Source organism: Streptomyces sp. NPDC048361 (genome assembly GCF_040651795.1).
Lineage (GTDB): Bacteria > Actinomycetota > Actinomycetes > Streptomycetales > Streptomycetaceae > Streptomyces.
Window position 1 is genome coordinate 22,279 of the sequence record NZ_JBEZKW010000047.1, and the last position, 19,963, is coordinate 42,241.

Below are 19,963 nucleotides of genomic sequence, written 5' to 3' on the forward strand. Positions count from 1 at the left end.
CCGCCGTTATGGACTCTGTACGCCGTCTCTACGCAAGCCCCGCAGGACGTCCGTACCGGTGTGCCTCAGGCCTCTTCGGCCGCAGGGCATCCGTACGCGTGTGCCTCAGGCCTCTTCGGCCAGTTCCAGCCAGCGCATCTCCAACTCGTCGCGCTCGACGATCAGTTCGCGCAGCTCGGCGTCGAGCTTCGCCACCTTCCCGAAGTCCGTGGCGTTATCGGCGATTTGCGCATGCAGACTGGTCTCGCGGTCGGAGATCTTGTTGAGCTGCCGCTCCACCTTCTGGAGCTCCTTCTTCGCGGCCCGTGCGTCCTGCGCGGAGACGGCGGGCGCCGCCTTGGTGGCGGGGGCCGCGGCCGGGGCCGGCGCGGACTCGATCATCCGCTGCCTGCGCTCCAGGTACTCGTCGATACCGCGCGGCAGCATCCGCAGCGTGGCGTCGCCGAGCAGCGCCCACACATGGTCGGTGGTGCGCTCGATGAAGAACCGGTCGTGGGAGATGACGACCATGGAGCCGGGCCAGCCGTCGAGGAGGTCTTCGAGCTGGGTCAGCGTCTCGATGTCGAGGTCGTTGGTGGGCTCGTCGAGGAAGAGCACGTTGGGCTCGTCCATGAGGAGGCGAAGGAGCTGGAGCCGCCGCCGCTCACCACCCGACAGGTCACCGACCGGCGTCCACTGCTTCTCCTTGGAGAAACCGAACTGCTCACAGAGCTGCCCGGCCGTCATCTCACGGCCCTTGCCGAGGTCGACCCGGTCGCGGATCTGCTGAACGGCCTCCAACACCCGCAGCGTGGGCGGGAGTTCGGCGACGTCCTGGGAGAGGTAGGCGAGCCGCACGGTCTTGCCGACGACGACCTTGCCCGCGACGGGCTGCGCCTCGCCCTGGGTGCGCCAGGCCTCGGTGAGCGCGCGGAGCAGCGACGTCTTGCCCGCGCCGTTCACCCCGACCAAGCCGATGCGGTCGCCGGGGCCGAGCTGCCAGGTGAGGTGCTTGAGCAGCAGCTTCTCACCGGCCTGTACGGTCACGTCCTCCAGCTCGAAGACGGTCTTGCCGAGCCGGGCGTTGGCGAACTTCATCAGCTCGCTGGTGTCGCGCGGCGGCGGCACATCGGCGATCAGCTCGTTGGCCGCCTCGATGCGGTAGCGCGGCTTGGAGGTGCGGGCCGGGGCGCCGCGGCGCAGCCAGGCCAGCTCCTTGCGCATCAGGTTCTGCCGCTTGACCTCTTCGGTGGCGGCGATGCGGTCGCGCTCGGCGCGGGCGAAGACGTAGTCGGAGTAGCCGCCCTCGTACTCGAAGACCGAGCCGCGCTGCACGTCCCACATGCGGGTGCAGACCTGGTCGAGGAACCAGCGGTCGTGGGTGACGCAGACCAGGGCCGAGCGCCGGGCCTGGAGGTGGCGGGCCAGCCAGCTGATGCCCTCGACGTCGAGGTGGTTGGTGGGCTCGTCGAGCACGATCAGGTCGGGCTCGCCGATGAGCAGCTTGGCGAGCGCGATGCGGCGGCGCTCGCCGCCGGACAGCGGCGCGATGACGGTGTCGAGGCCCTGCGCGAATCCGGGCAGGTCGAGCCCGCCGAACAGGCCGGTCAGTACGTCGCGGATCTTGGCGTTGCCCGCCCACTCGTGGTCGGCGAGGTCACCGATGACCTCGTGCCGGACGGTGGCGGTGGGGTCGAGCGAATCGTGCTGGGTGAGCACGCCGAGCCGCAGCCCGCCCACGTGCGTGACCCGGCCGGTGTCCGGCTCCTCCAGCTGCGCGAGCATCCGGATCAGGGTGGTCTTGCCGTCGCCGTTGCGCCCGACGACCCCGATCCGGTCCCCTTCGGAGACGCCGAGGGAAACGCCGTCGAGCAGGGCACGGGTCCCGTACACCTTGCTGACTGCCTCGACATTGACCAGGTTGACGGCCATTTCACTCCTGAGCGCGGGGATGGATCGTCATCCAGAGTAGTCGCCGCTGCGCGGCCGGACGGCGCACGGTGGATGATCAAGGCCCGGGCCTGCGGCCGGGTTGTGTCCGGCGGAGCCCGTGCCCCAGGGCGCCGGGTCGTGCCGGACAACCGGTTTGACGTTCGAACTGGCCGGATGATCAGGTCACGCCATGGAAGGCAGCACGACCGGTGATCGAGTATCCGCGGAAGCGATCGAGCTCCTTGAGGCACTCCTCACGGGCGACGACCCTGTTCACCGCGGCCTGCGGGCACAGATCCCGCACCTGCGGGTGACCGGGCACTGCACGTGCTCCTGCGCCAGCATCGACCTCGGCCTGGACGAGGCCCTCACACCCGCCGCCCCCGTCGCCGGTGGTCCCGTCGTCGCCGAGGCCGAAGTCGTCGATGCCGACGGGCAGCCCATCGGCGGGTTGCTGGTCTTCGCCCATGCCGGTTACCTGTCCCGTCTGGAGACCTACACCTGGCTGGACCAACAGATCACGCGCTTCCCCGCACCGGACCGCCTGCGCTGACGCCTCTGCCCCACCGGCCTTCCCCGGCCGGAGAGTCCCGTCCGCAGCCGGAGAGTCCCGTCCGCGCGGCGTGGTCCGCAGCCGGAGAGTCCCCGTCCGCGCGGCGTGGTCCGCCGGACATGCCCTGGCTAGGCGGCGTCCACTGTGGGCCCGCCCTGCGCGGCCTGATTCTGCTGGCGCAGCCATTCGACGGCCGCGCGGGTGGCCCGCATGGCGGCGATGATGGCGGCGAACAGGGCCAGGTACGCGGTCTTGGCCGCCACCAGCCAGGTATCGAAGCCCGTCCTGTCGGCGCGGGACCCGAGGCGCAGGTCCTTCACCTTCCGTGCGGCATCGGCGTCGTATATGCGCTGGCCGAGGTAGGCCGGCCACTCGGTCGCGGTGGCCGCGTCACTCATGGCCTGGGGAATCGTCCAGTCTTCTGCGGCGGAGTTGGTGGCCAAAGCCTCCAGGGCTGTGCAGAAGGCACCGTATTCAGTCGAATTGGCGTCGCTCCCCGAGGTCGAGTGCTCGGGAAGGGTCGCGCTGTAGGAGGAGAACGGCGATGCCTTGCCCGGGTGACCGAGCGCGCCGGCCGCACGCGCGGCCGTCCCCAGGGCGCTGATGGCGTCCTTGCGGGCCGCATTGAGGACGTTCCACCGCGCCAACAACTCGGGGGACCGCTGCACGGCCCGCTGGGTGTCCGTGTCGATGCCGGCGCGAAAGCCGGCCCACGCGCCTTCGAGTCCGGCGGCGATGGTGTCGGCCGTCGAGTCGAGCGAGTTGAAGACGTGGTCTCCCTGGCGCTTTCCGCCCCCGCCGCCGCCCGAGGAGCCCTCCCCGTTGTCCTTCTTCTTGTTGGGTGCGCGCTGCACCGTTCCCGCGTCATGAGCGGACCCTTCCGTCCGCGCCCGCTGTACGGTCTCCCCGCCCGGCCCTGACATGACCCGGGTGGCGTTGGTCTCCGCCTCGCGCTCGAACCGGTCGGACGGATCGCTGACCTTGAGCCCCGACCCGTTGTCGGTACCCGCGACCGGCCCCTGGCGCTGCTGGATGACGTGGGTGAGCTCGTGCGCGAGCGTGTGCTTGTCGGAGCCGCCGTCGCCGATGACGACGTGGTTGCCCGAGGTGTAGGCCCGGGCGCCGACCTCGGCGGCCGATGCCTTGGCGGCGCTGTCGTTGTGGATGCGCACGTCGGAGAAGTCCGCGCCGAGCCGGCCCTCCATGTCCGTACGGGTCGCGTCGTCCAGCGGACGCCCACCGGTACCCAGGACGTCGTGCACGGCGGAACGCTGCACAGCAGCAGGTTGCGCCGCCGCCCGCTCGGTCTGCTGGTGGCCGCACCCGGCTCCGTGCTGATGCCGCTCCTGGACCCAGGGGTGCCCGGCCGAGCGGAGCATCTGGACGACGGCGGCGTTGCCCGCACTGCCCTGGAGCGCGAGCAGCTGGGCGGGAAGCCCTCCGCCACGGGTGGGGGCCTTCGCTGCGGAGCGCGCGGGCTTCTTGCCGTCGAAGTTCTGGGCCGGGTCGTTGGCGTGCATCCCACGAGCGTCCCGGGCGGCGCCAACGCTTCCCTAACCCTCCGCAATCGGCGGCGTTAGCGGGAGCCACCCGTCCGTACGCTGCGCGAGCGTACGGACACGGAGGGTGGACGGTACGGTCGCGAGCCGTCACCCTGGGTGAGTTGAGCGGGGAGATCAACTCACCGGAAGGTGGCGGCACATGACCGACGACGGCGAACGAGGCGGGGGCGGCGCGGGTGAGGGTGCGGGTGCGGGCGAGCCCGTGCCGTCCGACAGCCTCAAGACGTTCGGGGCGTTCGTCCAGGGCCTGCGCGAACACGCCGGCCTCACGCGCGACGCGTTCGCGACCCTGGTCCGCTTCTCCAAACACACGGTGGAATCCGTGGAGTTGGGCCGCCGCATGCCGGACGAGGAGTTCGTGGAGCGGGCGGAGGTTGCCCTTGGCAATACGGGGGCGCTCCGGCGGGCGTACGGGCATCTGACGCGGCAGCCGGGGTTGGCGGCGTGGTTTCGGGAGTGGGCGCGGCGTGAGCGTACGGCGGTAAGCCTGTGCACGTACGAGTGCCGGATGGTGCCGGGGCTGCTCCAGTCGGAGGCGTATGCGCGCACCTTGTTCGAGAACGCGGTACCGCCTCGCACCGACAAGCAGGTGACGGATCAGCTCAACGCCCGGATGGAGCGCCAGCAGCTCCTGCGGGAGCGCCCGACCGTGCCATTTAGCTTCATCGTGGCCGAAGCCGTGTTCCGTGAACGCCTAGGCGGAGTGGACGTGACGCGAAACATGCTGGACCACGTGCTGGCGAGCACCGAGCCGCGCAACATGAGCCTCCAAATCATGCCGCTGGGATGTGAGTTCCACGCTTGCCTGGATGGGCCGGTCGCGCTGCTGGAGGGCCCGGACGGGAAGCGGTATGCCTACTCCGAGGGGCAAAAGATCGGGCGCCTGATCAGCGACCTGAAAGAGGTGGCCCCCCTTCAGCAGCGGTATGACACACTGCGCTCGCAGGCCCTCAACCCAGCTAAGTCACGGGCCCTGTTGGAGCGAATCCGAGGAGCTGTATGAGCACCGAACTCGCCTGGTTCAAGTCCAGTTACAGCGGAACCGAGGGCGACAACTGCATCGAAGTCGCCCTCGCCTGGCACAAGTCGAGCTACAGCAGTGGCCAAGGCGACAACTGCGTCGAAGTAGCCCTCGGCTGGAGCAAATCCAGCTACAGCGGCACCGAAGGCGATAGCTGCATCGAGGTGGCCGTCTGCCCGACCACCGTGCACGTGCGCGACTCGAAGGACACCGCCCGGCCCCACCTCGCCCTCTCCAGCGAAGCGTGGTCCGCGTTCGTCGCCGAGCATCGGGGCTGAAGCACTCGTTCCTCAATCTCCCTTCCCCTAACCTGAGTTGATCCAGGGGGAGGGTGTGACCGATGCAGCTTCTGGGCGACGCGGACCCGCGCAGGATCGGGCCGTACGTGCTGGCGGGGCGGCTGGGTGCCGGCGGGATGGGTGCGGTGTACCTGGGGCGCTCGGCCGGGGGTCGTACCGTCGCGGTGAAGGTGGTGCGGCCCGAGCTCGCGAGCGATGCCGGGTTCCGGGACCGGTTCCGGCGCGAGGTCGCGGCGGCGCGGAGGGTGTCGGGCGCGTTCACCGCGCCCGTCCTGGACGCCGACACGGACGCCGCCGTGCCCTGGATGGCGACCGCGTTCGTCGTCGGGGTCTCGCTGCACGAGGCGGTCGCCGCGCACGGGCCGCTGCCGAAGGACGCCCTGCGCATGCTGACGGCGGGGCTCGCCGAGGCGCTCGGTGCGGTGCACGGCGCCCGGCTGATCCACCGCGACCTGAAGCCGGGCAACGTGCTGCTCGCCCTGGACGGGCCGCGCGTCATCGACTTCGGCATCGCGCGGGCCACCGACGGCACGGCGCTGACGTCGACCGGCGCGGTCATCGGTTCGGCGCCGTACATGTCGCCGGAGCAGGCGACGGGGCAGTCGCTCACCCCGGCGAGCGATCTGTTCTCGCTGGGGTCGACGGTCGCGTTCGCGGCGGGCGGCCGCAGCCCGTTCGGCGACGGGGGCGCGGCGGCCGGGGTGCTGTTCCGGGTCGTGCACACCGAGCCGGACCTCACCGGACTCCCGCCGGAATTACGCCCGTTGATCGCGCGCTGCCTGGCCAAGGACCCGGCCGAACGGCCCACCGCGCGCGAGGTCGTCGCGTACATCGAACAGGAGGACCGGGCCGCACCGCGCGACCACTGGCTTCCCGGACCGGTCGCGGCGGACGTCCTCGCCCTACGGGCCGTCCTGACCGCGCTTCCGCAGCCCGCGCCCACGAAGCTCCTCGACCCGGCGACGGAGGTGCTCGGCGGCGGTCCGCCCGTGCGGGGGCCCGGCCGGCGGAACCTGATACTCGGCCTCGCGGCCGGGGCGGTCGCGGCGGCCGGGATCGGTACGGCGGTCGCGCTGCACGGGGATGGTGGCGGGGCGTCGGGCGCGGGGGCGTCGGGCGCGGGGGCGTCGGGCGCGGGGGCGTCGGGCGCGGGGGCGTCGGGCCGTCCGGCCGGTGCCCGCGTCCGCCCGTCGGGCGACGATGTCACGGAGGCCAGGCTCGCCTGGCAGAGCAGCCCGCGACCTGTCCGCAGGTGGTCTCGGCGGGCGGGGTGGTGGCCTGCGTGTCCCTGGAGCAGATCTGGGGGCTCGACGACCGGGGCAGGACGGCGTGGACGGTGAAGGGCGCCGATCACGGTGTGGTGTTCTCCGTGCAGGGGCCCACGCCCAAGACCATCGCGGCAGTGGACGGGCCCCGCCTGTACGTCGCCGGTCAAGCGATGCCGACGACCGCGAACCTGAACCTCCACAGCACCGTGCTCGGGGCGGGGCTGGCCGACGGCAAGGATGCGTCGGTGGCGACCCTCGACACCCCGCCGAACGGGGGCGCCATGTTCCTGCCCGGCATCCGCGACGGCAGGGCCTATGTGGCGGTCATGCAGGGCGAGGCGACGCGGCCCACCGGCTACGGCATCTGGGCGCTGGACCTCGCCTCACGCAAGACCGCCTGGTTTCACGGCGGTGAGCCGCTCCTGGAGAACTTCGCGCTGCCGCCGGGCGGCGACGGGCTACTGATCGGCGACACCGGACACCTCACCGGGCTCGACGCCAAGGGCGCCGAGGCGTGGAAACAGAGCGTGCAGAGCCTCGCGGTCGGCGCGGTGGGCCGGTACGCCGTGGTCGTCGACACCTCCGGCACACTGACGGTCCTCGACCCGGCGACGGGCAACAAGGTGTGGAGCCTGCCGGGAGTGGAGGGCGCGGCCCTGCGGGGCGGTGCCGTCGCGGCCGACCCGGACGGCAGCGTCCTGTACGCCCTGCTGCGCGACGGTGACGGCCGGCACTCGCTGGCGGCCCTGGACAGCGCGAGCGGCATGAAGCGGTGGACGGCGCTGCTGCCGCCCGAGGACGCGAAGTCCACCGTCGTCCGCGCCCGGCTCCTGTACGCCGACAAGACCGTGTACCGGATGGACTCCGGTGCGGTGCTGTGGGCCTTCGACCCGGCCGACGGCACACCCCGCTGGAAGTACACCGGCATGGAGGGCACCGACCCCGTGAACCTCGCCTGGGCCGCCGGCGACGGCCGTCTGTGCGTATCCGACACGGCCGGCACGACGGTCGCCGCGCTGCACGCGAACGGAGCCTGACCATGGAGCAGTTGGAGCCTTCCGACCCGCCGCGGATCGGCCCGTACACCCTGCTCGGACGGCTCGGCGCGGGCGGCATGGGCGCGGTGTACCTGGGGCGGTCGGCGGGCGGACGCACGGTCGCGGTGAAGGTCATCCGCCCCGAACTGGCCGGTGACACCGGGTTCCGGGACCGCTTCCGGGTGGAGGTGGCGGCGGCCAGGGCGGTGTCGGGCGCCTTCACGGCACCGGTCGTCGACGCGGACCCCGACGCTCAAGTTCCCTGGCTGGCAACGGCGTTCGTGCCGGGTGCCTCGTTGGGCGAGGCCGTGGCGGCCGGTGGCCCGCTGCCGCCGGGCACGCTGCGTGCCCTGACGGCGGGGGTCGCCGAGTCGCTGGCCGCGATCCACGCCGCCGGTCTCACGCACCGCGATCTCAAGCCGGGCAACGTCCTGCTCGCCCTCGACGGGCCGTACGTCATCGACTTCGGCATCGCGCGGGCCGCCGACGGCACGGCGCTGACCGCGACGGGCATGGTGCTCGGCACGCCGGAGTACATGTCGCCCGAGCAGGCCATGGCGCGCCCGCTGAGCCCGGCGAGCGACGTGTTCTCGCTGGGCGCGACCCTCGCGTTCGCCGCACGCGGCTCAGGGCCCTTCGGCGGGGGCGGCGATGTGTCGGAGGTACTGCGGCGGGTGGTGCGCGACGAACCGGACCTGTCGGCGGTGCCGGACGATCTGCGGCTGATGGTGGCGGCGTGCCTGGCGAAGGACCCCGCCGACCGGCCGACACCGCGCCAGCTCGTGGCGTTCGTGGAGCGCGGCGGGCCGCCGCCGATGGCCGGGGCGTGGCTGCCGCCCGCGGTGACCGCCGCGATCGAGGAAGCGGCGGCGGTCCTCACCCCGTACGCGGCGCCGGGGACGCCGCCGCTGCCCGCGCCTCCTGCGCAGCCCCCTGCGGTCGGACCGCCCGCGACGACGCCCGCCTCCGGCCCCGGCCGCCGCGCCCTGGTGCTCGGCCTGACCGGTGGCGCGGTGGCGCTCGCGGGTGGCGGGGTGGGCCTCGGCCTGTGGCTGGGCGGCGGCTCGTCGAAGGCGTCGGGCGGCGCGAAGTCCTCCGGGTCCGCCTCGCCGTCGGTGACCGACCCCTTGCGCCCGCTGGACACGGCCGTCCTGGCGAAGGAGCTGTGGTCGGCCCCCGTCACCGAACCGCTCACCCAAATCGTCGGCGCCGGCGGGGCCGCAGGTGCGGGCGGGGGTGCCGGGGCGGGCGGGACGGTCGTCGCGATCGGCGGCAAACACCTGTCGGCCTTCGACGGGGCAGGCCGCCGCGCGTGGGGACCGCTGGACAACGCGTCGGCCCAGCCGGGCCCCAACCTGACGGGCGCCCCCGCCGCGATCGCGGACGGGCTGCTGTTCACGGCCGCCGCGACCGGCGAGGGCGCGCTCCGCTACGAGCTGCGGGCCGTGTCCCTCGCCACCGGCAAGATCGCGTGGACCGTCCCGTCGCCGGACAAGCTGATGTTCTCGATGGCGCTGGTCGGCGTCCTCGACGGCCTGCTGTACGTCACCGGCCAGACGTCGGCGACGGTCGCGACGCCGGACGACCCCAAGTCGCCCCTCACCATCAAGTCGGGATTGGCCCTGTGGGCCGTGGACCCCGCGACCCGGTCGATCCGCTGGCGCACCCTCATCACGGACACCTCGTACGGCCAGGGCAAGCTGTACGTCCCCTCGTCCGGCAAACGGCTGCTGTGGGCGAGCAGCAACACGGACGGCAGCGCGCGCACCATGGCGGGCCTCGACACCACCGCGCGGGGAAAAGCGGTGTGGGACCAGCCCTCACCCGGCGACGGGGACGCCAAGGCCTCGGTCATGACCGAAGGCAGCCTCGCCCCGTGGCGCGACGGCCGGCACAGCTCGGCGGCGGGCCGGTTCCTCTACCTGTCGGACCGGCTGTACGTCCTGGACCCGGACACCGGCCAGATCGCGTGGAAGTCCCCCGCGGTCCCCTTCCAGTCCGTGGTGACCTCACCGGACGGCCGCACGGTCTACGGCGCCGCCCCCGACTACAAGCTCCATGCGTTCGTGTACGCCTTCGACGCGGGCAGCGGGTCGGTGCGGTGGGCGGGGTCGCTGCCCATGACGGCGGGCGTGAACGTGGGCATCGAGTACGCCGACGACACGGTGTACGTGACAACGGGCCCCATGCTGTGGGCACTTGACGCCAAGGACGGCAGGCCGCGCTGGAGGTACGAGCTCGGCGGCAGCGTGATCGGCACCCTGACGCCGGTCTGGGCCGGGGGCGGCCGGGTGTACGGCACGACGACGAAGGGGCTGGTGGCGCTGAGCGCGAGTGGGAAGTAGGGGGCGGGCGAGGGCGTGGGGCGGGCGGACAGGAACGCCCGTCGAACGGGACACGGCCACGTCACCCTTCGTAGTGACGCGATCGGAAACCGGCGGCTACCGTGGTCGGGCAGGCCGAAGAATCCCGCCCATGGGAGGAACCATGACCGCCGAGTCCATCGAGCACCGCCACCAGTGGCCTGTGCCGCCCGAGGACGGCTACACCGTGGACGACCTGTCCACGCTGCCCGATCTCCCGTCTCACACCGAGTTGATCGACGGGAGCCTGATCTTCGTGAGTCCGCAGCGCAATTTTCACACCGATGTGCTGGATGTGTTGGTGAGCGGCCTGCGTCGCGATCTGCCTGCCGCACTCAAGATCAAGCGGGAGATGACTGTCGTCCTCGACAACCGCAACGCGCCGGAGCCCGACATCATCGTCGTCACGGCAGAGTCGGTCGTAGGACCGGATCAGACACGCTATCGCGCCCACGACGTGCTGCTGGCCGTCGAGGTCGTGTCTCCTGACTCGGAGTCCCGGGACCGCACCACCAAGCCTCAGAAGTACGCGGCGGCGGGGATCCCGAACTTCTGGCGCGTCGAACGGGGCGGCGACGGCGGCGAGCCTCTGGTCCATGTGTACGAACTCGACCCGCTCACGAAGTCGTACGTACACATGGGCATGCAGCGCGACCAGCTCAAGGTCGGCAAGCCCTATGCCATCGAGATCGACCTCGGCGCCGTCCGCGAGCTCTGAACTCAGGCCGACGCCACGACCGTCGCCCCGTCCGCCGGTGACGAGGCGGTCCGCGCCGTGCGGCACGTGCCGGACGTCGTGAGGGCGGCGGCGACGGTCTCGGCGCCCTCCGCGTCGGCGCACAGGAACGCCGTGGTGGGGCCGGAGCCGGAGACCAAGGCGGCCAGGGCGCCCGCTGCCGTACCCGCCGCGAGGGTGTCCGCGAGGGTGGGGCGCAGGGAGAGCGCGGCAGCCTGGAGGTCGTTGGTGAGGGCGCCCGCGAGGGCCTTGGTGTCGCCGGTACGCAGGGCGTCGAGCAGTGCGGGTGAGGCGACGGGGTCGGGGGCGTCCGGGGTGAGGCGGTCGAACTCGCGGTAGACGGCCGGGGTGGAGAGCCCGCCGTCGGCGACGGCGAAGACCCAGTGGAAGGCGCCGCCGACATCGAGGGTGGCCAGCTTCTCGCCGCGTCCGGTGCCGAGGGCTGCGCCGCCGACGAGGCTGAAGGGGACGTCGCTGCCCAACTCGGCGCAGATGTCCAGGAGTTCGGTGCGGGAGGCGTTCGTACCCCAGAGCGCGTCGCAGGCAAGGAGCGCGCCGGCGCCGTCCGCGCTGCCGCCGGCCATGCCGCCCGCGACGGGGATGTCCTTGTCGATGTGGATGTGGACGTCGGGCTCGATGCCGTGGCGCGCGGCGAGGAGCTCGGCGGCGCGGGCGGCGAGGTTGGTCCGGTCGAGCGGGACCTGGCCGGCGTCCGGCCCTGAACAGGTGACGCGGAGGGTGTCGGCGGGGGTCACGGTGACGGTGTCGTAGAGGCCGACGGCGAGGAAGACGTTGGCGAGGTCGTGAAACCCGTCGGCCCGGGCGGGGCCCACGCCGAGCTGGGCGTTGACCTTGGCGGGGACGCGGACGGTGACGGTGCGGGGGGTGCTCACGGGGCCATTTTCCCCCACCCCGCCCCTCCCCGAGACCCTCCGGGGGTGCACAGAGCCCGTGGGGGCCGCTCGGACTCGGGAACGTCCGCCCGGCCGGGCCTTCGCCTGTTCGCACCGGGAGAACCGGTTGGCCGCCAGGAGGACCGCCCACGTGATGACGTACGAGTCCGTTGTGCGCGCAGCCCGTTTGATATGCGGACCGTGCTCGCGTTGCGCGCGGTTCCCCGCGCCCCTGGTTACTTGCCTTTGTCCCGCCGCTTTCCGATCACAAAGCTCCCGATCAGCATGGCAGCCCCCACCATCAGGATGCAGACCACGTCATTCATGTATCCCCACGCTTCCCGGACCGAGGCTTGTGCTTTTCGTATACGGCTTTCGTCACTGCGCGGGCGAGCGGCGGCTGAGCCACACCCCCGACCAAGCCGCCGATGACACCCAGCACAAGCGCTCCTTGCCAGGGGGCTCCTATGTAGCCGAAGGCCAGACCGAAGAGCGCCCCGGGGGCGGCACCCGTCAGGGCGTAGAGGAGAGCGCGTCTCCAACATCTCCCGCCGACTCCATGATGGTCGGCCATCTTCTGTTCCGCACCGAAACGATGACGATGACGGCCAGAGCGGCGAGAAAACCAACGATGGCGCTACTTGCGCCTGACGTGCGCTATCGCGGCTGCGACAGCGAGAACGCCGACGATCACTACCACCAGCACAAGGCTCGGTCCTCCTGACGGCACTCCCTTGTAGGAGCTTGCTATCGCTGAGCTGTACGTCATGATGCAGAGCTCCCTGAAAGGCGCCTTGGATCAGCGGCGTTGCAGCGGTGCGGGTTCCCGGCGGTGGGCGGCCGAATCCCGTGGGGCACCACGGGTTGTGGAGCCCGAGCATCCGCTCCGCACACCGCCAACCCCGCCGTGTCTTTCGGGCCTTACGTGGTGGGCGGGGGCACATAGGTGCCGAGCAGCCCGGCCATGCCGGCGGAGACGGTGCGCAGCGTGGTCTCCGCCCGCTGGGTCAGCTGCCGCTGCCCCTGTGCGTCGAGGGTGCTCCACTGGCCGACGGCCGCGGACAGCTGGTTCACCTCGTTCATGAGCGTGTCGATCCCGGTCTTGATGACGACCATCGCATCGAGCGCCGCGTCTTCCTGGTCCGTCTGCATCGTCGTGCGGGCCGGGTCCTGACGCAGCTGCTCGAAGGCGGCCACACCCTGGTCCACGTTGGCCTGGGCCTCCGTCAGTCGGGCCGCCAGGGTGAGGAGCGATCCGTTCAGGTCGCGGTCACCGAGCGTGCCGAGGCCGGCGTAGGGATCCTGGATGTCGTAGGGGACCCCGAAGTTCTGCGCGATGTCCATGACTTCGTGCAGCGTGTGGTAGGCGAATGCCGTGGTGTGGTCGAAGTCGAGGCGCCAGAAGGAGAAGATGCCCCAGGCCACGGCGGCGAGTTCCTGGTGGGACGCGCCGCTCCCGGCAGCCGTGCGGAACATCCTGGCGGCCGTGAAGGACTGACCGGCCCAGACCGGACGCTGGTGGCTGCGGGCGAGTCGGGTCGTCGGGTCGTTCTCGTTGCGGGTGGAGGGATGCTCCTTCGTCGTCCCGTCCGGCTTGCGCACCGGGTTCTGTCCACGGCTCGTCGTCGTCACCCGGCCGCCCTGCGCATCGAAGCCGGAGGTGCTGAGGGTGTCCTGGGCCTGCAGATTGAACTCCGGGAACTTCTGGGTCCCCATGGTCTGGGGGAAGTGCCGGGCCTCGCCGAAGTACTCCATCAGGTCGTGGAGGGCCATCATCTTGTCCCGGAACGTGAACTGCGCCGGGTTGCGCAGCACAGACTGCATGCCGCCGCGCTCCATCACCGTGGTGGCGAGCAGAGAGCCCGCTTGCAGATGGCCGCCGCTGCCACGGGACTTGAAGTAGTGCAGATAGGCGCCGACCGGCTTACCCGCCTTCTTCGGATCGCGCTCCGGTTGGCCGGTCTGCGGGTTGACGACGATCGGCTGTGAGTCCAAGTGAGCCAGCCCCGTGGTCAGTTCCTGCTCCATCACCGCCGCATCGGCGGGCGGAATCGTCGACTTGTACGCGTCGATCTTCGTGCTCATCTTGGTGAGCAGGGAGTTGAGATGGATGTCGATCCCCGAACCCGGGGCCGCCGGGTCCTGTCCTTGGACGAACTTCGCCTGTTCCTTCTCCTCGTGCCGATTGCCCTTGGCCAGGACCCAGCCCATCAGCCCGCGCGCCAGCTCGACGACGTCGTTCACCTGGACGTCACGGTTCTTCGCACCGAACTGCTCGTTCCTGCCGACTATGCGGCCGAGCACATGGTTGAGCCCCTTCTCTCCCACGGGGGAGACGATCAGCTTGCGCAACTGCTCCTCCAGGGCGGGCCAATGGGCGTTGATCTCCTGCACTTCCGCCGGGGCGAAGGCGGAGTGATTCCGCACGATCTCGTCCTGGACCCGGACGACTGTCCGGTCCACCCATTGCTTCTTGTCCGCGGCGTTCTGGTTCGCCGTGTCGGTCGCGAAGTTCCCGGACACGCTCTCGCCGTTGATCGTGAGCGCACGCTGCACCGTGCCGGCCTCCACCGCGGCCCGGGGCCCGCTGTGCACCGGCCGCTGCTCCTGCTGGTGCGGAACGGGCCCCGACATGACCCGGTGGGCATGGGCCTCGGCCTCGCGCTCGAACCGGTCGGAGGGATCGGAGACCTTGTGCCCGGCGCCGTCATCGGTGCCGGCGACGGGCCCCCGGCGCTGCTGGATGACGTGGGTCAACTCGTGTGCCAGCGTGTGCTGGTCCCCTCCGTCCTCGCCGATCACGACGTGATGGCCGCTGGTGTAGGCGCGGGCACCGACTTCGGCGGCGGACGCCTTCGCCGCGGCATCGTTGTGGATGCGGACGCCGGAGAAGTCCTCGCCGAATCGGCTCTCCATGCCGGTACGGGTCGCGTCGTCCAGCGGGCGCCCGCTGGTGCTCAGGACGTCGTGTACGGCCGAGCGCTGCACCGGAGGCCGTGCGCCTGCCTGTTGGTGGCCGCAACCCGCTCCGTGCTGGTGCCGTTCCTGCGCCCAGGGGTGGCCGGCGGCCCGGAGCAGCTGGACGACGGCGGCGTTGCCCGCGCTGCTGTGCAGGGCGAGGAGACCGCCGCCGAGGTCGGCGCTCCGTGGGGGCCCCGCGACGGTGGAGCGGGCAGCACTCCTGCTCTCGGTGGACTGGGCGTTCTCGTCGGCGCGCATCGGAACCTCTCGTGGGCTGCGGCCCCGGTGCCCGGCCGGTGAAGCACGACCGTCGGCAAAGGCGTTGGCGGGGACTCCAGGAGGGAGCGCATGAGCATTTCAGGCGCCGCCAACGATCTCCTAACCCCTTCGAGCCCGGCGCGTTAGCGCAGAGCCGGTCGCACCGGCACGCACCGGCACCGCGCGCGTACGAGGCCCGGTCAGGCCGGGCGGTGCTCGGCGATCGCGGCGAATTCCTCGACCGTCAGTGCCTCGCCCCGGGCCTGCGGAGAGACTCCCGCCGCCACCAGCGCCGCCTCCGCCGCCGCGGGCGAGCCCGCCCAGCCGGACAGCGCGGCCCGCAGGGTCTTGCGGCGCTGGGCGAACGCCGCGTCGACCACCGCGAAGACCTCGGTCCGTGAGGCCGTCGTCGCCACGGGGGCCTCGCGGCGTACCAGCGAGACCAGGCCCGAGTCGACGTTCGGCGCGGGCCAGAACACGTTGCGGCCGATCGACCCCGCCCGCTTCACGTCGGCGTACCAGTTCGCCTTGACCGACGGCACCCCGTACACCTTGTTGCCGGGCTTCGCCGCGAGCCGGTCGGCGACCTCCGCCTGGACCATGACCAGGGTGCGCTCGATGCTCGGGAAGCGGCTCAGCATGTGCAGCAGGACCGGCACCGCCACGTTGTACGGGAGGTTCGCCACCAGGGCGGTGGGCGGCGGGCCCGGGAGCTCCTCGACCAGCATCGCGTCGGAGTGGACGAGGGAGAAGCGGTCCGCGCGGGACGGCATGCGCGCCTCGATCGTCGCGGGGAGCGCCGCCGCCAGTACGTCGTCGATCTCGACCGCCACGACCCGGTCCGCCGCCTCCAGGAGCGCCAGGGTCAGCGAGCCGAGACCCGGCCCCACCTCCACCGCCACGTCGTCGGGGCGGACCTCGGCGGTCCGGACGATCCGGCGGACCGTGTTGGCGTCGATGACGAAGTTCTGACCGCGCTGCTTGGTGGGGCGTACGCCAAGCGCTGCGGCCAGTTCACGGACGTCGGCGGGGGTAAGGAGTGCGTCGGGCTCAGTGGTGCTCACCGATACAGCCTACGGCCGCAGTGCGGCCACGGACTCGCCCCCCGCTTCACGAAGAGCCTCTTCGCCCGGTACGTCTGCTCCCCGGCCGGCGCCTGCTCGGCCCGCCCGCTGCCGCCGAGCGCGTGCCAGGTGCCCGGGTCGAACTGGTAGAGCCCGCCGTACGTACCCGACGGGTCGAGCGCGCTGGGGCGGCCGCCGGACTCGCAGTGGGCCAGGCCGCTCCAGTTGAGGTGGTCGGCGCCGCCCACCGAGGACGGCAGCGCCTTGGTGCCGATCTTGATCTGCTGGGTGACGGGCCGCCGCACGATCTCTTCGGCGATCTTCCTCGGCCTCTGCCGGACGCCGTTGACGGTCCGCAGCGCGTACGTGACCCGGCGCACCCCGGGTTGTCCCTGCCGGGCCACGACCTGCGTGCCCGCGAAGAGCGTGGCGTCCTTCGTCCGCTCGACCTTGTACGGGATGGGCTCCTCGCGCACCTCCTTGGTGCCGCTGATCCGCATCACGGTCACTGTCTGCCCGTCGCGCGGGAAGGACGAGGGCGCGACGGAGGTGGTGTCCTGGCCCTGGAGCGCGATGCCGGCCTCGTCCAGCGCCTCGGCGACGGTCGCCGCGTTGGTGCGCAGGGTGTGTGCGCGGCCGTCCGCGAGGAAGGTCATCGAGCGTTCGGTGCGTACGTCCAGGGCGAGGCCGGCGCGGCCGATCTCCGAGGAGCGGGACGCCGACAGATAGGCGCCCTCGGCGCGCACCCCGAGCTGGCGCAGGGCGCCCTCGACGGTGCGGGCGGTCGTCCACACCTGGCGGCGCTGCCCGTCGAGGGTGAGCTGGACGGGGCGGCCGTAACGCACCACCACCTCGTCGCCTCCGGCGAGTTCGGCGTCCGGGCCCGGCGCCACGATGTCGTGCGCGCCGACCGGCACATGCTCGTCGGCGAGGAGTTCCTCGACGCTGTCGGCGAAGGTGTGCATGGTGCGCGGTACACCGTCGACGGTGAGCTTCACCGCCTTGTCGCTGACCAGGAACGCGGAGGTGCCGCCCGCGAGGAACGCCACGACCAGCGCCTGCGGGATGAGGCGGCGCAGCCGGTCCGGGCCCCCCGACGATCTGCGGCGCCGTGCGGCACGCCGCGCCCCGGCCCGCCCACCGCCGTCCGTGTCCTCGCGCGGCACCTCGGCGGTCGAGTCGGGTGAGCGCGGCTCCGGTACGGGAAGCGGGGCGATCCGGGTGTCGAGGTCGGCGTACGCGCGCGCGTAACCGTCGTCGCCGACAGGGCCGAAGGGGCCGACAGGGCCGAAGGGGCCGCCGCCCGGTGCGGGCGGGGCGGTCTCGGTGCGGTGGCCGCCGCGTGCGGCACGGTGACTGCCCTGCGAATTGCTCACGACGCTCCAGGGTCCGGTCCGATGGTGCGGGCCGGGACACTAGCGGAGCGGCGGTCACTCTCCAAAGCAACTCGACTACGCAGTGTCGTGCCACTACCCTGCGCGCCACCTCCGGCCGCCCTCCGAGGGCCGGAATTCGTTATCTCTCAGTAATCAAACGCGCGCGCGGTGTTGTCCGCGATCGCCGCGGCCAGCACGTCTTCGCCGATGCCCCGCACGGCCGCCATGGCGCGCACTGTGACCGGAATGAGATACGGCGCATTGGGCCGTCCGCGGTACGGCGCCGGCGTGAGGAACGGCGCATCCGTTTCCACCAGAACGAGTTCCAGCGGGGCGACCGCGAGCGCGTCGCGCAGCGGCTGGGCGTTCTTGAAGGTCATGTTTCCCGCGAAGGACATGAAGTACCCGGATTCCGCGCAGAGTTGAGCCATTTCCGCGTCGCCGGAATAACAGTGGAAGACGGTCCGTTCGGGGGCGCCTTCCTCACGCAGAATGCGCAGCACATCGGCGTGCGCGTCGCGATCGTGGATGACGAGCGCCTTGTTCCGGCGCTTGGCGATCTCGATGTGGGCCCGGAAGGAGCGCTCCTGGGCGTCCTTGCCCTCGGGCCCGGTACGGAAGTAGTCGAGGCCGGTCTCGCCGACGCCCTTGACCCAGGGCAGCGCCGCGAGCCGCTCGATCTCGGCGAGCGCCTCGTCGAGTGCGCCGTCGCCGCCGGGGACGCGCGCGCCCTGCCGCGACCAGCCGTCAGGGTCACCGTGGACGATGCGGGGCGCCTCGTTGGGGTGCAGGGCGACGGCGGCGTGGACGGGCGCGTACGCCTCGGCGGTCTCCGCGGCCCACTGGGAGCCCTTCACGTCGCAGCCCACCTGGATCACGGTGGTGACGCCGACGGCCGCGGCCTTCTCCAGGGCCTGTTCGACCGTGCCGTCCTGCATGTCCAGGTGGGTGTGCGAATCGGCCACCGTCACGCCGAGGGGCTCGGGCAGCGGGGGCGGGGCATCTTTGGCGGCACTCATACGGCCGATCCTACGAAAGGCGCGCGCCCTGCGGTCACTCGTGACCGGCCCCCCGGCGCGCGCCCCCGCTCACCCGCAGCGCGAGCCGCTCCGCCTCACTTGCGGTGGAAGGGGTGGAGGAGGTCCGACAGGTGCCAGTGGTGCTCCGGCTTCACGGTCGCGTCCGCCCCACCCTGGGGTGCGGCCTCCTGACGCGTGGCCCCGCCCTGGGGCGCGGCCCCGTCGCGGGGAGCGGGTGCGGGCTGTGACGGGGCCGGCGCGCGGTGCTGGATCATCCCCTGCTGCGCGGACGACACCCGTCCGGAGCGCATGATGCGCACCACGTGTCCGCCGCAGTTGAGGCAGGTGGGGGAGGACAGCGGGGAGGGCACCCGGTCGCCATTGGCCTTGTATATGACGAATGCCTGGCCCGTGGCGTCTACGTGGTGCTCTATCTCGTACGCCTGCTCCCAGCCGTATCCACACCTCATGCACGCGAAGGCATACGCCTCGTGTGCCGTGGTCTCAGCGATCTCACTCATGTGCCGGCTCCTCTTGTCCGCTGGACAAGCTCTTGCGAGCGCTCTTGCGAGCGGGGGCGAAAGGTCCCCCGATCCAGGAGACGCCTTTCGCAGCCGAAACGCATCAGGTGCTGTCGAGAGTTGGCGTGGACTTGGCCTTTCCTAGAGCTGCGTCCTTTTGTCCGCCCTTGCGCCCGGCCTGCGTTTTACTTTTTACGATAGTCCTTTACCGTCCGCGGGGCTCTGACGTGCCGCGTTCTTTGCCGCGACCACCGCGTCGAAGACCTCGCGCTTGGGTAGACCGGTCTCGGCGGCGACCGCCGCGATGGCTTCCTTGCGCCGCTCCCCCGCCTCCTCGCGCACCTGCACCCGCCGCACCAGCTCGGCCGCGTCGAGGTCGGCGGGCCCGGTTTCGGGGGCGCCCTCGACCACCACGGTGATCTCGCCGCGCACGCCCTCGGCGGCCCACGCCGCGAGGTCCTTGAGGGGCCCGCGCTTGACCTCCTCGTACGTCTTGGTCAGTTCCCGGCACACCGCCGCGCGCCGCTCGGCGCCGAACACCTCGGCCATCGCGGCGAGCGTGTCGTCGAGGCGGTGCGGGGCCTCGAAGTAGACCAGGGTGCGCCGCTCGCCGGCGACCTCGCGCAGCCGGCCCAGGCGCTCGCCCGCCTTGCGCGGCAGGAACCCCTCGAAGCAGAAGCGGTCCACGGGAAGCCCGGACAGGGCGAGCGCGGTCAGCACCGCCGAGGGGCCCGGCACCGCCGTGACCTTGATGTCCTTCTCGACACAGGCCGCGACCAGGCGGTATCCGGGGTCGGAGACCGAGGGCATGCCGGCGTCGGTGACGAGCAGCACCCGGGCGCCCCCTTCGAGCGCCTCGACGAGCTCCGGCGTGCGCGCCGATTCGTTGCCCTCGAAGTAGGACACGACCCTGCCCGTGGTGTGCACCCCGAGCGCCTGGGTGAGCCGGCGAAGGCGCCGGGTGTCCTCGGCGGCGACGACATCGGCCCGCTCCAGCTCGGCGGCGAGCCGCGGCGGGGCGTCCGCGGTGTCGCCGATGGGGGTGCCTGCGAGTACGAGTGTTCCTGTCACACCGACCATCCTCGCAGCCCGCCGGGGCCGAGGCCGCCGGGCCCGGCCAC

Annotated in this window: 17 protein-coding genes; 8 read left to right on the top strand and 9 right to left on the bottom strand. The window is 71.8% G+C overall.

Annotated elements, in window-relative coordinates; translation table 11 throughout:
• Nucleotides 1-105 precede the first annotated feature (105 nt).
• Entirely contained in the window at nt 106-1,911 is a 1,806-nt protein-coding gene (locus AB0D31_RS24825) for an ABC-F family ATP-binding cassette domain-containing protein (RefSeq protein WP_362727063.1), read from the bottom strand.
• A gap of 190 nt (nt 1,912-2,101) precedes the next feature.
• On the opposite strand from AB0D31_RS24825, the gene AB0D31_RS24830 reads away from it, so the two are divergent.
• Complete coding sequence (locus tag AB0D31_RS24830) at nt 2,102-2,464, top strand: hypothetical protein (protein ID WP_362727066.1); 363 nt, start codon at nt 2,102-2,104, stop codon at nt 2,462-2,464.
• Between the two features lie 128 nt (nt 2,465-2,592).
• Here the strand turns inward: AB0D31_RS24830 and AB0D31_RS24835 are convergent, their stop codons facing one another.
• Nucleotides 2,593-3,843 carry a DUF4157 domain-containing protein gene (locus tag AB0D31_RS24835; RefSeq protein ID WP_362727130.1) on the bottom strand — a complete coding sequence of 417 codons (1,251 nt, stop codon included), beginning with the start codon at nt 3,841-3,843 and terminating at the stop codon, nt 2,593-2,595.
• A gap of 322 nt (nt 3,844-4,165) precedes the next feature.
• Here AB0D31_RS24835 and AB0D31_RS24840 point away from each other — a divergent pair, with 322 nt between their 5' ends.
• The 6 genes from AB0D31_RS24840 to AB0D31_RS24865 all read left to right on the top strand — a co-directional run bounded on the left by AB0D31_RS24840 (nt 4,166) and on the right by AB0D31_RS24865 (nt 10,732).
• Nucleotides 4,166-5,029: a helix-turn-helix transcriptional regulator gene (locus tag AB0D31_RS24840; protein WP_362727068.1), complete on the top strand. Its 864-nt coding sequence runs from the start codon at nt 4,166-4,168 to the stop codon at nt 5,027-5,029.
• A complete protein-coding gene (locus AB0D31_RS24845; RefSeq protein ID WP_362727071.1) occupies nt 5,026-5,325 on the top strand; it encodes a DUF397 domain-containing protein in 300 nt (99 codons plus the stop codon). The genes AB0D31_RS24840 and AB0D31_RS24845 overlap by 4 nt, the downstream gene beginning before the upstream one ends.
• A gap of 62 nt (nt 5,326-5,387) precedes the next feature.
• Nucleotides 5,388-6,686 (top strand): serine/threonine-protein kinase, encoded by a 1,299-nt coding sequence (locus tag AB0D31_RS24850; protein ID WP_362727073.1) that lies wholly within the window; start codon nt 5,388-5,390, stop codon nt 6,684-6,686.
• A complete protein-coding gene (locus tag AB0D31_RS24855) occupies nt 6,629-7,651 on the top strand; it encodes a PQQ-binding-like beta-propeller repeat protein (RefSeq protein WP_362727075.1) in 1,023 nt (340 codons plus the stop codon). The genes AB0D31_RS24850 and AB0D31_RS24855 overlap by 58 nt, the downstream gene beginning before the upstream one ends.
• A gap of 2 nt (nt 7,652-7,653) precedes the next feature.
• Nucleotides 7,654-9,996, top strand: coding sequence for a protein kinase (locus tag AB0D31_RS24860; RefSeq protein WP_362727078.1), 2,343 nt, complete (start codon nt 7,654-7,656; stop codon nt 9,994-9,996).
• A gap of 130 nt (nt 9,997-10,126) precedes the next feature.
• On the top strand, nt 10,127-10,732 hold the full coding sequence (locus AB0D31_RS24865) for a Uma2 family endonuclease (RefSeq protein ID WP_362727081.1): 606 nt from the start codon (nt 10,127-10,129) through the stop codon (nt 10,730-10,732).
• A gap of 2 nt (nt 10,733-10,734) precedes the next feature.
• On the opposite strand, the gene AB0D31_RS24870 is transcribed toward AB0D31_RS24865, so the two are convergent.
• Complete coding sequence (locus AB0D31_RS24870; protein ID WP_362727083.1) at nt 10,735-11,643, bottom strand: 4-(cytidine 5'-diphospho)-2-C-methyl-D-erythritol kinase; 909 nt, start codon at nt 11,641-11,643, stop codon at nt 10,735-10,737.
• A gap of 355 nt (nt 11,644-11,998) precedes the next feature.
• On the opposite strand from AB0D31_RS24870, the gene AB0D31_RS24875 reads away from it, so the two are divergent.
• Complete coding sequence (locus AB0D31_RS24875; RefSeq protein WP_362727085.1) at nt 11,999-12,367, top strand: hypothetical protein; 369 nt, start codon at nt 11,999-12,001, stop codon at nt 12,365-12,367.
• A 197-nt stretch (nt 12,368-12,564) separates the two neighbouring features.
• Here the strand turns inward: AB0D31_RS24875 and AB0D31_RS24880 are convergent, their stop codons facing one another.
• The 6 genes from AB0D31_RS24880 to rsmI form a co-directional block, all read right to left on the bottom strand.
• Nucleotides 12,565-14,862: a DUF4157 domain-containing protein gene (locus AB0D31_RS24880; protein WP_362727088.1), complete on the bottom strand. Its 2,298-nt coding sequence runs from the start codon at nt 14,860-14,862 to the stop codon at nt 12,565-12,567.
• 200 nt (nt 14,863-15,062) lie between these two features.
• On the bottom strand, nt 15,063-15,926 hold the full coding sequence (rsmA, locus tag AB0D31_RS24885; protein ID WP_362727091.1) for a 16S rRNA (adenine(1518)-N(6)/adenine(1519)-N(6))-dimethyltransferase RsmA: 864 nt from the start codon (nt 15,924-15,926) through the stop codon (nt 15,063-15,065).
• Complete coding sequence (locus AB0D31_RS24890; RefSeq protein ID WP_362727094.1) at nt 15,923-17,302, bottom strand: ubiquitin-like domain-containing protein; 1,380 nt, start codon at nt 17,300-17,302, stop codon at nt 15,923-15,925. Before AB0D31_RS24890 ends, rsmA begins: the two co-directional genes overlap by 4 nt.
• 146 nt (nt 17,303-17,448) lie before the next feature.
• Nucleotides 17,449-18,321: a TatD family hydrolase gene (locus AB0D31_RS24895; RefSeq protein ID WP_362727097.1), complete on the bottom strand. Its 873-nt coding sequence runs from the start codon at nt 18,319-18,321 to the stop codon at nt 17,449-17,451.
• Between the two features lie 95 nt (nt 18,322-18,416).
• Nucleotides 18,417-18,842: a hypothetical protein gene (locus AB0D31_RS24900; RefSeq protein WP_362727098.1), complete on the bottom strand. Its 426-nt coding sequence runs from the start codon at nt 18,840-18,842 to the stop codon at nt 18,417-18,419.
• A gap of 192 nt (nt 18,843-19,034) precedes the next feature.
• Complete coding sequence (gene rsmI / locus AB0D31_RS24905) at nt 19,035-19,922, bottom strand: 16S rRNA (cytidine(1402)-2'-O)-methyltransferase (RefSeq protein WP_362727101.1); 888 nt, start codon at nt 19,920-19,922, stop codon at nt 19,035-19,037.
• Between the last annotated feature and the right edge of the window lie 41 nt (nt 19,923-19,963).